At 67.8% G+C, this 12,893-nt stretch carries 11 protein-coding genes; 6 read left to right on the top strand and 5 right to left on the bottom strand.

The window, feature by feature from the left end; all coding sequences use genetic code 11:
• Positions 1 to 67 precede the first annotated feature (67 nt).
• A complete protein-coding gene (locus tag D1409_RS03475; protein WP_123534053.1) occupies positions 68 to 412 on the bottom strand; it encodes a hypothetical protein in 345 nt (114 codons plus the stop codon).
• 70 nt (positions 413 to 482) lie between these two features.
• Complete coding sequence (locus D1409_RS03470) at positions 483 to 2,414, bottom strand: ABC transporter ATP-binding protein (RefSeq protein ID WP_123534051.1); 1,932 nt, start codon at positions 2,412 to 2,414, stop codon at positions 483 to 485.
• A 139-nt stretch (positions 2,415 to 2,553) separates the two neighbouring features.
• Between D1409_RS03470 and D1409_RS03465 the strand changes: the two genes are divergently transcribed.
• Positions 2,554 to 3,702 (top strand): S1C family serine protease, encoded by a 1,149-nt coding sequence (locus D1409_RS03465; RefSeq protein WP_123534049.1) that lies wholly within the window; start codon positions 2,554 to 2,556, stop codon positions 3,700 to 3,702.
• 50 nt (positions 3,703 to 3,752) lie between these two features.
• Here the strand turns inward: D1409_RS03465 and D1409_RS03460 are convergent, their stop codons facing one another.
• Positions 3,753 to 4,712 carry a DNA replication complex subunit Gins51 gene (locus tag D1409_RS03460; protein WP_123534822.1) on the bottom strand — a complete coding sequence of 320 codons (960 nt, stop codon included), beginning with the start codon at positions 4,710 to 4,712 and terminating at the stop codon, positions 3,753 to 3,755.
• Positions 4,712 to 5,872, bottom strand: coding sequence for a DNA primase small subunit PriS (priS, locus tag D1409_RS03455; RefSeq protein WP_123534047.1), 1,161 nt, complete (start codon positions 5,870 to 5,872; stop codon positions 4,712 to 4,714). Before priS ends, D1409_RS03460 begins: the two co-directional genes overlap by 1 nt.
• A 103-nt stretch (positions 5,873 to 5,975) precedes the next feature.
• Between priS and D1409_RS03450 the strand changes: the two genes are divergently transcribed.
• Positions 5,976 to 6,665 carry a ZIP family metal transporter gene (locus tag D1409_RS03450; RefSeq protein WP_123534045.1) on the top strand — a complete coding sequence of 230 codons (690 nt, stop codon included), beginning with the start codon at positions 5,976 to 5,978 and terminating at the stop codon, positions 6,663 to 6,665.
• 53 nt (positions 6,666 to 6,718) lie between these two features.
• Here D1409_RS03450 and D1409_RS03445 read toward each other — a convergent pair whose 3' ends face one another.
• Positions 6,719 to 7,204 (bottom strand): GNAT family N-acetyltransferase, encoded by a 486-nt coding sequence (locus D1409_RS03445; protein ID WP_123534043.1) that lies wholly within the window; start codon positions 7,202 to 7,204, stop codon positions 6,719 to 6,721.
• Positions 7,205 to 7,312: 108 nt separating this feature from the next.
• Here D1409_RS03445 and D1409_RS03440 point away from each other — a divergent pair, with 108 nt between their 5' ends.
• The 4 genes from D1409_RS03440 to D1409_RS03425 all read left to right on the top strand — a co-directional run bounded on the left by D1409_RS03440 (position 7,313) and on the right by D1409_RS03425 (position 12,877).
• Positions 7,313 to 8,356, top strand: coding sequence for a DUF502 domain-containing protein (locus tag D1409_RS03440; RefSeq protein ID WP_123534041.1), 1,044 nt, complete (start codon positions 7,313 to 7,315; stop codon positions 8,354 to 8,356).
• Entirely contained in the window at positions 8,353 to 8,766 is a 414-nt protein-coding gene (locus tag D1409_RS03435) for an archease (RefSeq protein ID WP_123534039.1), read from the top strand. Before D1409_RS03440 ends, D1409_RS03435 begins: the two co-directional genes overlap by 4 nt.
• Positions 8,767 to 8,839: 73 nt before the next feature.
• Positions 8,840 to 9,934 carry a DoxX family protein gene (locus tag D1409_RS03430; protein ID WP_123534037.1) on the top strand — a complete coding sequence of 365 codons (1,095 nt, stop codon included), beginning with the start codon at positions 8,840 to 8,842 and terminating at the stop codon, positions 9,932 to 9,934.
• 48 nt (positions 9,935 to 9,982) lie between these two features.
• A complete protein-coding gene (locus D1409_RS03425; protein WP_123534035.1) occupies positions 9,983 to 12,877 on the top strand; it encodes an RtcB family protein in 2,895 nt (964 codons plus the stop codon).
• The last annotated feature ends 16 nt before the right edge of the window (positions 12,878 to 12,893 follow it).

The following is a 12,893-nucleotide window of genomic DNA, read 5'->3' as shown; positions in this document are numbered from 1 at the left end:
GGATCGAACTCACAGCGCGCGACGCTCGTGACCCGGGAGCAGACCCCGCTCTGTTCGAAACAGACGGTCAGCCCTCGGAATCGCCGTCGGCACGGCGGTCACCCTGCTGGGCCTGCTGTCGCTGTCGCCGTCGTTTCTCGCGCTCTCGACGCTTCTTCCGCTGGCTCTCCTGTGCGCGATTGCTCGCGTAGCGGACCCACGCGTAGGCCTGCCTGTCGAGTTCCCGGAAGAGCAAGGCGATCGAGCCGACGACGGCCGCGACGACGAGCAGCGCGACGAGCAATGGCGAGGTGAGGTGGATCGAGAGATACGTCGCGACGAGGGCGACGAGCGCGGTCTCGAGTCCGACGCGGAGCGCGGGGCGTCGCCAGTCCGGCCGACCGGAGCCGTCCGTCGCGACCTTCGGAGCCATGCCCCTCCCTTTGAGGAACTCGGTGTTGTACTTTATCCCCTGAGAGACACGAGCGGAGTCGCCACCGCGTTCAGTCGTCCGCGCCGACGACGCCCCGGGCGTCGCCGTCGTCGGTCTGTGAGGCCCACAGTCCCGCGTACGCGCCGCTCTCCGCGACGAGTTCCTCGTGCGTGCCCGTCTCGATGACCTCGCCGTCCTCCATGACGACGATGCGGTCGGCGTCCTGGATGGTCGACAGGCGGTGGGCGATGATGAAGGCCGTCCGGTCGGCGGTCAGCGTCTCGAGGTTCCGCTGGATGAGCTCCTCCGTCTCCGTGTCCACGTCGGAGGTCGCCTCGTCGAGGACGATCACGTCGGGGTCGTTCAACAGCGTTCGCGCGATAGAGACGCGCTGGCGCTGGCCGCCCGAGAGTTTCACGCCGCGCTCGCCGACCATCGTGTCGTAGCCGTCGGGCAGGTCGGTGACGAAGCCGTGGGCGCCCGCGGCCTTCGCGGCCTCGCGGACCCGCTCGTCCACGTGAGCCGGGATGTCGCCGTAGTTCGCCAGCACCGACCGGAACAGTTCGTCGTCGCCGTAGGCGATGTTCTCCCGGATCGTGCCGGAGAACATGTAGGGGTCCTGTTCGACGACGCCGATCCGGTTGCGGAGCGTCTGGAGCGAGTACTCGCGCACGTCGGTGCCGTCGATGGTGACCGCGCCGGAGTCCACGTCGTAGAATCGCGGCGGGAGCTTGAGGAGCGTCGATTTCCCGGAGCCGCTGGTGCCCGCGAACCCGACCGTCTCACCCGCTTCGACGTCGAGGTCGACGCCGTCGAGGATCTGGTCGCCGCCCTCGGAGTAGCTGAAGTCGACGTCGTCGAAGCCGACCGCCCCGTCGACCGTCTCCGGGGCGTGGCCGTCCTCGACGGTCGTCACGTCGGCGGTGTAGCCGAGCACGCCGAACACCCGCTCGGCGCTGGACTTCGCCTTCTGGTAGTTGTTCGCGGTCTTGCCGATGCGGGTCATCGGGCCGTCGAGATACCGCAGGAACATGAAGAACGTGACGAACGTCCCGGCGGTGAGGCCGCCCGCGGTGACGGCGTCGGTCCCCCCGAGGACGAGGATGGTGACGAACATCGCGCCGACCAGCAGGCGCAGCGAGGCGAAGAAGGCCTTTCGGACGGTGATGGCGTCGATCTTCTCGTCGCGATAGCCGCCGGACTGCTCGGCGACCCGCTCGCGCTCCACGTCGTAGCGGTCGAAGGACTTGACGATGGCCGCGCCGCCGAGGTTGTTCGACAGCCGCGTGTTCATCCGCGCCACGAGCTCGCGGATCCGCTTGTACTTCGGTTCGATCCACATGATGAACTTCGCGGTGATCAGCGCGATGATCGGCACCGGGACGAGCACGAGCAGACCGAGCCGCGGCGCCGTGTAGATCATCCACCCGCCGACGAGCGCGAACACCATGACGGCGCGCGTTATCTCGCGGATCTCGGCGTTGAAGAAGTCCTCGAGCCGGTTGATGTCGCTGTTGAGGATCGACATCATCCCGCCGGTCTGGTGGTTGTTGAAGAAGTCCAGCGACAGGCGCTGCATGTGGTCGTACGTGTCGAGCCTGAGGTCGTGCTGGATGCGCTGGGCGGTCGTCTGGAAGAAGTAGCGCGACCCGAAGTGGCTGATCGACTGGACGACGTAGGCGCCCGCGGCGAGCGTACCGAGGTAGTAGAGCATGTTCAGGCGGCCCTGCCTGTCGTCGAGGGGCACCGGCTCGGACGGGACGACGTTGATCGCCGACAGGACGCTGTTCGCCGCGCCCGACGGGTTGACGGCGAGGTCGATGGCCGCCGCGATGAGCAGGGCCGGGAACAGTCGTGCGACGCGGTTGATCATCGTCGAGACCACGCCGAGTGCGAGCGGTGCCCAGTAGGGCACGGCGTAGCGGAACAGGCTGAGCATCGGGTGGCCGTCGACTTCCTCTCGGATCTCGTCGAAACTGCCGTGGGGGTCGGGACGTGCCATTCGGTCTCCCTCGCTTGACCGTTCGCCCTCAAAAACCCCGCTCAGGGGGAGAGATTTGCTGGATTCGGACGGGGGCGGCTCCCCGACGACACCGGAATCGCGTCCGCGGATTTATTCGGCTGGTGGCCTTCGAACCGGTATGGACAGTTCCGACTCGTCGCGGCGACGCTTCCTCGCGGCCTGCGGGACGGCGCTCGCGGCCGGCACCGCCGGGTGCTCCGGGTCGCTCTTCGGCGACGGCGAACAGAGCGACACGACGCCCGTCGACCCCGAACCGCGATCCCCGGAGGCAGACGGCGACGGCGACGCCGCGGGCGACTTCGACCAGTTCGACCAGTCGGCGGACGGCACGTACGCCGACGTGTACCGGTCGACCATCGACTCGATCGCACAGATACAGGTGTACACCGACCGGCCCGCCCCCTCCAGTGGGACGGGCTTCGTCTACAGCGACGGGCACGTGGTCACGAACCAGCACGTGGTCGAGGGCGCCGAGGCCGTCTTCCTCCGGTTCACCGACGGCGGGTGGCTCGAGGCCGAAGTGGAGGGGACCGACGTGTACAGCGACCTCGCGGTCCTCTCGGTCGACGGACTGCCCGAGAGCGCGACCCCGCTCCCGCTCCTCGAGTCCGACCCCACGGTCGGGACCGAAGTGGTCGCCATCGGCAACCCGTTCGGTCGCGTCGGCGCGCTCACCGCCGGCATCGTCAGCGGCGTGAATCGCACACTCCCCGGGCCGAACGAGTTCTCCATCCCCGACGCCGTCCAGACGGACGCACCCGTCAACCCCGGCAACTCCGGCGGCCCGTTGCTCACGCTCGACGGCGAAGTGGTCGGCGTCGTCAACTCCGGCGGCGGCGACAACATCGGCTTCGCCATCTCTGCCCCGCTCACCCGTCGGGTCGTCCCCGCGCTCTTAGAAGACGGCGAGTTCGAACACGCCTACATGGGCGTGCGACTCCAGACGCTCGGGCCGCTGATCGCCGAGGCCAACGACATCGACGGGCAGGTCGGCGTCTACATCGCCGTCGTCCGCGACGGCGGCCCCTCCGACGGCGTCCTGCAGGGCAACAGCGGCAGTACGACCGTTCGGGGGCAGAGCGTCGACACCGGCGGCGACCTCGTCGTCGCCATGGAGGACACCCCGATCCGGACGCGACAGGCGCTCGCGAGCTTCCTCGCGCTGGAGACCAGCCCCGGCGACACCATCGACGTGACCGTCCTCCGCGACGGCGAGGAACAGACCGTCGAGTTGACGCTCGGATCGCGCCCGGAACCGAATCGCTAGCCGTTCGAATTTCTGTCCGCTTGCAGAGAACAGTCGAAGAGAACAGCCGTTCAGTCGAGTCGCTCGGCGGCGTCCCGCTCGACGAGCGGGCCCGCGTTCGCCTCGGGCAGCGTCACCACGTCCTCGGCCGTGAGGTCGTAGGCGCGCTGGTCGACGCCGAATATCTCGCCGACGTCGCTCGTTATCTTCACCGTCGCGCGCTCGACCGACGGTTCGGCGTCCGCTCCGCCCTCGTCGTCCGCCGCCGACCCGTCGGCATCGGACGGCGGACCTGCGGGGGCGCCCGAGTCGGCGACGGCGGCCCCGCCGTCGGCTTTCGGCGACGGGTCGGCGCTCTCGTCCGGCGGGTGGTGCCGGTCGTCGTCCGACTCCGACGAGTCGGAATCGTCGGCCGCTCCGTCGCCCATCAGGTCGGCCGCGTCGACGCCCGACCCGTCCGACTGGTCGCCGGGCGCGGCCTCCGCTGCCGAACCGTCGGCCGCCGGCGTGGGCTCGGTCTCGTCGTCCTGGAAGTCGCTCGGGCCCAGCGGGGCGTCGGCCGAATCGGTCGATGCGTCCGGCGCTCCCGTCTCCTCGGCCGACGGCGCGTCGCTCGCGACGTCGGCGGCGGCCGCGGCGGGGTTCTCCCCCTCGACGACCGCTTCGACGCGGGCGCGGTTCGTCTCGATGGCCTCGACGAGCGTGTCGAACAGCGCGCGCTCCTCCTCGGTGAGCCCCTCGTCCTCGGTGGGCATGTCCGCGGCGGCGAGCGACGCCATCTTGACGATCTTGCCGACGCGGCGCTCGTAGATGGCCTCGATAGTCTGTTCGGCGGTGTTGATGTCGTCGGACAGCCGGTTGACCTCCGGCGCGTCCCACGGGTCGTCGGCCTCCTCCGCCGCGCGCTCGCGCTCCCGGTGGAGCTGCTGGATGTAGTCGCCGGCGTCCTGGTAGAACGACTCCCGTAGCTGCTGGAGGCTGTCGGTCTGTCGTTCTCGGCTCTGAACCGAGCGCAGTTCGTCGAGATCTATCATTCTGGTGCCTTCTCGGCGCGCCCTCTGGCCATGAGGAACGCGCCCAGATACTCCGGAACGGAAACCTCACCCGCCTGGAGATTAAAACTATCGCCCTTCAGTTCGACCGGCCCGGGGTCGGTTACGTCGACGTTGATCTCGTGCCCCACGAACGTCTCCGGGACGGCGTCCACGAGCGGGTCGAACGCGTCGAGGTCCGCCCGATCGATCCGCTGGACCTGGAGCGCGCTCCCGCCGTGGAGGCTCCCCGGGAGCCGGATGAGCCGGTTCACGTCTGTCGTCACCGGCTCGTCGATCGGCGCGTTCTGCTGTTCGACGACCTCCGAGACGAACGCGTCGAGTAGCGTCCGCAGTCCGACGCCGCCGAGTTCGATGTTGCCCGCCTCGAGCGCCTCGGCGTTGTTCTCCAGCGCGCCGTAGATGGTGTTCGCGCGCCCCTCGCCGATGCCGTCCATCTCCTGCAGGCGAGCCTTCGCCTCGTCGTCGTCCATCGCGAGGAGGTCGTCCACGAACGTGAGGAGGTGTTCGTGGACGCGCCGGCCCCACCCGCCCTCGGTCTCGAGGACCCGCGCCGTGACGCCGCCGCGCATCTCCGTCGTCTCGACGAGTTCCGGGTCGAGGCCGATGCCACGGACGTAGTCGACGATCTCGCGCCGCGAGTCGCTCTCGAGTTGCTGGACCGTCTCGTCGCGGACGTGGACGTGGTAGCCCCGACCGCCGGAGAAGACGACGGTGAGGTCGTCGAACCCGAAGTCGTCGTCGAGGAAATCGAGGAGGCGCTTCAGCGCGTCCTTGCACTTCGCGAGCATCTCGGCGTAGCTGTCCTCGCCGAGTGTCACCGAGGGGAGGTGGTCGGCGTCGAGGTCGAACACGAGGTCCGAGGAGCGCCACGTCTTCGCGCCCATCGAACTCGCGCCGGGGTCGTCGTAGCGCCCCGCCGAGAAGTAGACGTGTTTCGGTTTCTCGCGGGCGAGGAAGTCCTCGAGCGAGCCCATGTCGAGCAGCGAGCGGTGACGGACCATCGTCTCGCCGGGGGAGTCGGTCCAGGGGACGTACCCCCACTCGCGCTCGTTGGCCTCCGGCGGCGGCGTGAACTCCGTCCGGCGGTAGTGGTCGCCGAAGCGGCCCCGGAGATACGCCCGCGTCTGTTCCTGCACGGCTACCCGATTTCGAACGTGACGCTAAATCGGTTTCGCTCAGCGGTCGACACCCGGCCGGCCCCGTCGTTTTCCGCCACGGGCCCGAAGACCGAAGGGACCGATGGTCGTTCAGCCGCTCCTGTTCGGTATCGGGACCGCGATACCGCTCGTCCTCGGCGCCGCTATCGGCGTCTCTCTCTCACCGCCGCGACGGATCGTCGGCGCGCTGCTCGCGTTCGCCAGCGGCGCGCTCCTCACCGGACTCGCGTTCGAACTGTTCGAACCCGCGTTCCGGATCGCCGGCCCCGTCCTCGGTGGCGCGGCGCTGTTCGCGGGGACCGGCCTGTACGTCGCGGTGAAGCGCCGCGCCGACGCCGGCGAGGTCCCGAGCGGGTTCCCCTTGCTCGCCGCAGTCGTCTTCGACGGGACCGCGGAGAACCTCACGCTCGGCATCTCGATTCTGGGCGGGTCGACCGGCGGGTCGCTGGCCGTCCTCGTCGGCATCGCCGCGAACAACTTCCCAGAGGCCGTGGCCGGCGCCGAGGCCATGACCCGGAGCGGGCGGTCTCGGCCCTGGACGTTCGCCGTCTGGACGGCGAGCGCAGTCGGACTGGCCGCGGTGGTCGTCTTCGGCTACGTCGCGTTCTCCGGCGTCGGCGAGACGGTGTTGGCGCTCGTCCGCGCGGGAGGCGGCGGCGCCGTTCTCGCGTCGCTCGCCGTCGAGATCATGCCCGACGCCTACAGGGAGGGCGGCCCGACGGTCGCCTTCGCGACTGCAGCCGGACTGCTCGTCACGTTCCTGCTCGTCTGAGACGGCGTCGCGCCCGCTTCGAGGTCCCCTCCGGTTCCCCTCGGTCGGTCTCCCTATCCGCCGAGCAGGTTCGACAGCCGGTCGGCGAGCCCCTCCTCCTCGCCGAGTTTGAGGTAGTAGGCGTCGCCGCCGTCCTCGTAGTAGTTGTCGATGCGGCGCTCGATGGAGAAGCCGATGTGCTGGTAGAACCGCAGGGCATCGCGGTTGGTCGTCCGCGCGTGACAGGTAACGGAGCTGTAGTCCTCGGCGACGCGGGCGACCAGCGCTTCGCCGAACCCTTCGCCCTGATACGCGCTGTCGACGGCGAGAAAGAGGATGTAGCCGTCGCGGCGGACGGCGGCGAAGCCGACGAGTTTGCCGCGGTCAGACCGGTCGACGAAGAGATAGGCCGTCGAGCGCTCGTAGGCGTTCTCGAAGAACCCTCTGCGCTGGCGCAACACGCCTTCGTCGGCGCGGATGCGCTCTTTGAGTTGCCAGGCCTGCTCGACGTAGTCGGCGTCCCCCGGATCGACGACTCGTCGCTCGACGTTGACGCTCACTACCCCGTCCGTAGCGGGTAAGTCACTATAATTCCATCGGCGCGGCGCCGCACGACCGACCTACCAGCCCCGCAAGACTTTCGGCCAGTCGCGGTGAGAGGGATTTGTATGGTCGTACTCTCCGCTGGACCGGCTCCCGACGCCGGCGACCCGCGGACCGCTCTCTCTGCGAAGGTCCGGCAGGTGTTTCTCACCGGCGCGGCGCTGACCATCCCCCTGCTGGTCACCGTGATGATCCTCGCGTTCGTCGTGAACTTCATCCTGCGGGCCATCAGCCCCGTGGTCACCTTCCTCGGCACCGAGTTCGGCCTCGGGACCGACCTCCCCTCGTACGTGATGGAACTGCTGGCCGTGTTCACTCTCGTCGCCCTCATCTTCGCGGTCGGGCTGGTCGCGGAGAACCGCTCCGGCGACGGGTTCCAGCGCGTGTTCGACACCGCGATGTCCCGTATCCCGGGTATCGGCTCCGTCTACACCAGTTTCAACGAGATGACCGAACTTCTCCTGTCGAACGACACCCAGAGCTTCCGCGAAGTGAAACTCGTCGAGTTCCCCACTGAGGGGTCGTACTCCATCGCCTTCGTCACCGCCGACCCGCCGCCGACCATCGACGAGACGACCGGGCACGACGACGTGACGACGCTGTTCATGCCCCTGGCTCCGAATCCCGTGATGGGCGGATACGTCGTCCACGTCTCCGCTGACCGCGTGTACGACGTGGACATGACCGTGGAAGAGGGCGTCAGATCGCTGGTCACCAGCGGTGTCGCGACCGGCGATAGCGGCGCCGACGCCCCGGACGGAGAGCTGGTCGACTTCGACGCGATCCGGAAACAGGCCCGCGGCGGCGTCGAGGGGCTGGGCGCGTGGGGGACCCGGACCGTCGACGACCTGAGCGACTTCACCGGCGACGCGGCCGAGGACATCCGCAAGCAGGCCTACCGGGAGTTCGCCGCGATCCATCCCGACCTCGACGAGTCCGAAGTCGAGGACGAAAAAGCGGTCCGGCACTACATGCTCGACCAGACCGAACTCGGCGACACCGAATCCGGGGCGGAGGCCGAAGTGAACGCCGAAGCCGAACAGCCCGGCGAGGGATCGTCGGCCGCGGACGCCGCGACCGACGGCGACGCGGCGGGTGGTGACGCGTGAGCTTCGACCTCCGCGAGCACACCGCCGACGTGGCGGTCGAGGCGACCGGCGAGTCGCTCGGCGAGGTGTTCGGCGCGGTCGCGGACGGCATGGCCGCCGCGATGTGCGACGAGATCCCGGCGGAGGGCGGCGAGCGCTTCGAGACCACGGTCGCTGCCGAGAACCGCGAGGCGCTCCTGTTCGACTACCTCGACGAACTCATCTACGAACGGGACGTGCGCGGCGTCCTCCCGGTCGACAACGAGGCGGCCGTCGGCGAGGCTGAGGGCGAGTGGCGCGTGGACTGCTCCGCCCGCGGCATCCCGCTCGACAGCGTCGACGCCCGCGACCTGAAGGCGGTCACCTACTCCGAGATGGACCTCTCGGAGACCGACGACGGCTGGCACGCCTACGTCGTCTTCGACGTGTGAGACGGCCGGCGACACCCTCCGACCAGCCCCGGATACTGTGGCCTTTATCCCCGCACAGTCGCTAGGTTCCGCTATGAGTGAAACGGGGAGACGGGCGGTGCTGGGCAGTGTTTTCGGTGTGTTCTGGCTCGCAGCGGTCTCCGGTCGGGCGAGCGCACACGTCGATTACGTGACCGACCCACCGACCGCGACGCGCGACGCCATCGAGTTCGCCGTCGAAGTGCTCTCCGAGCCGCTGAACGCCGCGCTGGTCGGGGGCGGGACCCTGTCCGTCGTCGGGCTCCTGGTCGCGTTACTGGTCGTCAGACCGCAGATACCCGATATCGACGCGCTCCGGGCGGCGCTCGCGTCGTATCGCGAGTTCGTCCCGTGGATGTTGCGCCTGAGTCTGGGGCTCCCGCTGGTGGGCGCGGGGTTCGCGGGCTACTTCTTCAGTCCCGCCGTCCCCGTCGAAGCGCGGGTCCTCCAGGTCGCGCTCGGGTTCCTCCTCCTGTTCGGGCTCGGGACCCGCGTCGTCGCGGCGGCCGGCCTCGTGACCTATCTCGCGGCGCTCGCGTTCAACCCGGAACTGCTGCTGGCCGTCGAGTACGTCCCCGGCTTCCTCGCCATCATCCTCGTCGGGAGCGGCCGCCCCAGCGCGGACCACATGCTCGGCGAGGTCGCCGGAACGCAGGGGACGTACTACGGTCGTATCGACCCGATCCACGGCAGCGCCGAGCGGTTCTCGGCCCGCGTTGGACCGTACGAGCGCTACGTCCCGACCGTCCTCCGCGTCGGCATCGGGCTCGCCTTCGTGTACCTCGGTCTCGTCGAGAAGCTCGCGAACCCCTCGCGCGCCGTCCTCGTCGTCGAGAAGTACGACCTGACGAGCGTCGTCCCGGTGGACCCCGGCCTGTGGGTGCTCGGCGCCGGCCTGACGGAGATCGGCGTCGGACTGCTGCTGATCGCGGGGTACTACACCCGCGGTGCGGCAGCGGTCGCGTTCACCATGCTCGTGATGACGCTCTTCGGTCTCCCTGACGACCCCGTGCTCGCCCACATCACCCTGTTCGGCATGATCTCGGCCGTCTTCACCCTCGGTGCTGGGCCGCTCTCGCTGGACGCGTTCCTCTCCGCTGCGGGCAATCGCCTGCAGTCCGACCGGGAGTCGACGCAGGCGGCCGACTGACCGGACGACAGCGAAACCTATTCCGGCGCGCCGGGCGGACACTCGGGTATGACCACGTACGACGCGGACGGCATCACCCTGGAGAAAGTCAGGGACTACGTCTGGGAGATTCCACAGGAGGGCGGGATGAACCGACCGGCGCGCGTGCTCGCGAGCGAGGACCTGCTCGACGAGATCAGCGACGACAAGACGCTCCAGCAACTGAAGAACGCGACGCACCTCCCCGGCGTTCGTAAGTACGCCGTCTGTATGCCCGACGGCCACCAGGGGTACGGCTTCCCCGTCGGCGGCGTCGCCGGCATCGATACCGAAAACGGCTGTATTTCGCCCGGAGCGGTCGGCTACGACATCAACTGCTTGCCGGGTGGCACGGAGGTTCGGCTGTCGTTCGGACGGCGCACGGAACTCCGGAATCTAGAGGGGCGTTTCGAGGAGGAGCAAGCGATGGTCGCAGACGGTGACGATCTGGTCCCGTCTGATATCCGTCTGTTTACACAATCCGAGGAGAAGCCAGTGTACGAAGTCGAGACGGCGACTGGTCATCGCATCGAAGCGACGGGAGATCATCCGTTCCGTACGCCCGAAGGGATGACAGAGTTGGACGACCTCTCCACCGGAGACGAAGTCAGAGTCCAGCCTTTCGAAGGTATCGACCACGAGGAGCCTTCGGAGTTCACGGTACTGACGAAGGAAGATTTCGAAGACGAGAACCCGCAACTCGTCAGAGTCCTCGAAGACCGCGACGTGTTGCCGCTGTCCTCGACGGACGACGAGTTCAACCACCTGCTGAAGATACTCGGGTTCTTCCTCGGTGACGGTTCCTACGGCGGGCCTGGACAGGTCTGGTTCTACGCCGAGCCCGAGGACCTCAAAGCAGTCCGGAGCGACGTTCGGGAGGTCGGTTTCAAGCCGTCCAAGATTTACGAGCGCGACCGGAGTCACGAGGTCAACGGGAACGAGTTCGAGCGGACGGAGTACAGTTTCAAGACGACATCGAAAGCGTTCCGGCGACTGCTCGTAGCGCTCGGGGCACCGGAGGGCCCGAAAGTCGAATCCGGCTACTCGTCGCCCGAATTCCTCGACAGGCTCACCGACTGGCAGCGCGCACTGTTCTACAGTGCATACTTCGGTGCCGAGATGAACGAGCCGTCAGCTCAGCACGATAAAAACCTCTACTGCCCGAAGGTCTCACAAACGAGAACGGTCGGGACGGCAGAGGACGGCTTCCAGTTCTACGACGACATGCGTGAGTTCCTCGGCAGTCTCGGAATCGAGACGAACGAGATCGAACGGTTCGAAACCGACTCGAACAGCAAGCACGACACGGTTCGGCTTCGACTCGGCGTGAAGAACGATTCGAAGAATCTGCTACGATTCTTCAGTCAGGTTGGATACCGATACAATCAAAAGAAGCGGCGGCGCTCGGTGAAAGCGATCCAGTATCTCCGTACGAAGGAGCGAGAGATCGAACGCAGAGAGGAGATCGCGTCGGAGGCACAGACGCTCGCGGACGGCGGGAGTGAACCCGGCGATATCAAGGCGGAGTACGACATCAACGGCCGTTTCGTGGAGCGGAGCATCTGGGGCGGCCGTGACGGCAGGCCTCGTCCGGGGAAGGCGTTCCCCGGTTTCGAGGAATACTGCGAGCAGGTCGAAGTCGGGGACGATCTCGCGATACCCGACGAGGTCGTCGCTATTGACCCAGCTGGACGGAAAGAGGTGTACGACATCGGCGTCAGTCACGAGGCGCACAACTTCGTCGCGAACGGCTTCGTCGTCTCGAACTGCGGCGTCCGAATGATGAAGACGAATCTCACGTACGACGACGTGCAGGGCCGCGAGGAGGAACTCGTGGACGCCCTGTTCGCGAACGTCCCGTCGGGGCTGGGCGGGGGCGGCGTCCACGAGGGGACCGCCGACGACGTCGAGGCCATCCTCGACCGCGGGATGGAGTGGGCGCTGGAGAACGGCTACGCCGTCCCGGAGGACCTCGAACACTGCGAGGACGAGGGCGTCCGGCCGGACTCCGATCCCAGCCGGGTCTCACAGAAGGCCAAGGACCGCGGGAAGAACCAGATCGGGAGTCTGGGGAGCGGCAACCACTTCCTCGAAGTCCAGCGCGTGACGGACGTGTACCGCGACGACGTGGCCGCGGAGTTCGGCCTCTCCGAGGACCAGATCGTCGTCCTGATCCACTGCGGGTCGCGCGGGCTGGGCCACCAGGTGTGTACGGACTACCTCCGCGAGATCGAACAGACCCACGCGGGGCTGCTTCAGCAGTTGCCGGACAAGGAACTCGCGGCGGCGCCCGCCGGCTCACAGCTCGCCGAAGACTACTACGGCGCGATGTGCGCCGCCATCAACTTCGCGTGGGTGAACCGACAGCTGATCATGCACCAGGTCCGGCAGGTCTTCGAGAAGGTGTTCGACCGCTCGCACACCGAGATGGAGATGGACCTGCTGTACGACGTGGCCCACAACATCGCGAAGAAGGAGACCCACGAGGTCGAGGACGGGGAAGAACGCGAACTGTTCGTCCATCGGAAGGGGGCGACGCGGGCGTTCCCCGCCGGGCGACCCGAACTGCCGCCGGCCTACAGCGACGTGGGCCAGCCGATCATCATCCCGGGGAGCATGGGCGCGGGGAGCTACGTCCTCCGGGGCGGCGAGCAGTCGCTCTCGGAGACGTTCGGGTCGACGGCCCACGGCGCGGGCCGACTGATGAGTCGGACGCAGGCCAAACAGGAGTTCTGGGGCGGCGACGTGCAGGACGACCTGCGCGAGCAGGACCACGTCTACGTGAAGGCCCAGAGCGGCGCCACGGTCGCCGAGGAGGCGCCCGGCGTCTACAAGGACGTGGACGAAGTCGTCCGGGTCTCGGACGCACTGGGCATCGGCGACCGCGTCGCCCGGACGTTCCCGGTGTGTAACATCAAGGGGTAGCCGGACCCGTCCGAAC

It is taken from the genome of Halosimplex salinum (assembly GCF_003730195.1).
GTDB lineage: Archaea > Halobacteriota > Halobacteria > Halobacteriales > Haloarculaceae > Halosimplex > Halosimplex salinum.
The sequence above is the reverse complement of the archived record's forward strand: the minus strand, read 5'-3'. Positions and strand labels throughout refer to the sequence as shown.

Excerpts from the sequence above, each read along its gene's own strand:
- D1409_RS03475 (WP_123534053.1), bottom strand. The coding sequence starts at position 412 with ATGGCTCCGAAGGTCGCGACGGACGGCTCCGGTCGGCCGGACTGGCGA.
- D1409_RS03470 (WP_123534051.1), bottom strand. The coding sequence starts at position 2,414 with ATGGCACGTCCCGACCCCCACGGCAGTTTCGACGAGATCCGAGAGGAA.
- D1409_RS03465 (WP_123534049.1), top strand. The coding sequence starts at position 2,554 with ATGGACAGTTCCGACTCGTCGCGGCGACGCTTCCTCGCGGCCTGCGGG.
- D1409_RS03450 (WP_123534045.1), top strand. The coding sequence starts at position 5,976 with ATGGTCGTTCAGCCGCTCCTGTTCGGTATCGGGACCGCGATACCGCTC.
- D1409_RS03440 (WP_123534041.1), top strand. The coding sequence starts at position 7,313 with ATGGTCGTACTCTCCGCTGGACCGGCTCCCGACGCCGGCGACCCGCGG.
- D1409_RS03430 (WP_123534037.1), top strand. The coding sequence starts at position 8,840 with ATGAGTGAAACGGGGAGACGGGCGGTGCTGGGCAGTGTTTTCGGTGTG.
- D1409_RS03425 (WP_123534035.1), top strand. The coding sequence starts at position 9,983 with ATGACCACGTACGACGCGGACGGCATCACCCTGGAGAAAGTCAGGGAC.